Here is a 377-nt window from a genome sequence, read left to right on the forward strand (position 1 = left end):
TACGCGGAGCTGATGCGTTCCTATGACGAGGGTGTGGCGGAGTTCCTCGGTCTCGAACGAGTGAAACCGAACACCTTGGGCAACAGCCGGATGCTTCTGTACCTGTGATCGCCTTCAAGTATTCAGCCATGCTTCAACCCGACGACCTCACCCGGGTTCCCTATGCCCGAAATGCGCATCTTTCCGTCTTCGGAGCGTGCTCTCCGGCTCTCCCCTAGGGTTTGTGTTTTTCCAGCAAAAGCGGTTTGCTTTCCGACGTACTGCAGTACCGCATATAGCAGGGGACGCGATTCAGGCGGCACATGCCGTGCATCCTCGGCCCTGAAGTTATCGATGAAAGGAAATCCGGTGGCACAGAAGGTTCAGGTCCTTCTTGT

General features: G+C 56.0%; 1 pseudogene. It reads left to right on the forward strand.

From position 1 onward, the window contains the following. Positions 1–108, forward strand: a pseudogene (locus tag ADL25_RS16820) (N-acetylglutamate synthase); the annotation flags it as partial. Between the last annotated feature and the right edge of the window lie 269 nt (positions 109–377).

This window comes from Streptomyces sp. NRRL F-5122 (assembly GCF_001507435.1).
In the GTDB taxonomy this organism is placed as follows: Bacteria; Actinomycetota; Actinomycetes; order Streptomycetales; family Streptomycetaceae; genus Streptomyces; species Streptomyces lannensis.